Source organism: Streptococcus sp. HMSC064H09, assembly GCF_001812625.1.
Taxonomy (GTDB): Bacteria; Bacillota; Bacilli; order Lactobacillales; family Streptococcaceae; genus Streptococcus.
In genome coordinates, this window is sequence record NZ_KV809593.1 from 131,204 (window position 1) to 131,425 (window position 222).

General features: G+C 40.5%; 1 protein-coding gene. It reads left to right on the top strand.

Annotated elements, in window-relative coordinates; all coding sequences use genetic code 11:
* Positions 1 to 222, top strand: a 222-nt coding sequence (locus HMPREF2867_RS11385) for a hypothetical protein (RefSeq protein WP_176744104.1), incomplete at both ends; no start/stop codon positions are given.

The following is a 222-nucleotide window of genomic DNA, read 5'->3' on the forward strand; positions in this document are numbered from 1 at the left end:
CTAAATTCGCCTTCGGACGTTACTACAAGTTTGATATTCCAGCAACTGTTAAGAACGATGTTCCTGGCGGTGCAGATATCGAAAATACTGCTGCCCAAGTAGTTAACTACTACAACCCAGTAAGCAAGACAGTTGAAAAACCAAACAAACCAACTGAAAAACGTGTTAACAGTGTTCCAGTTGAAGTAGAATTCAACTTCACTAAACGTTTGGAAGGTCGTG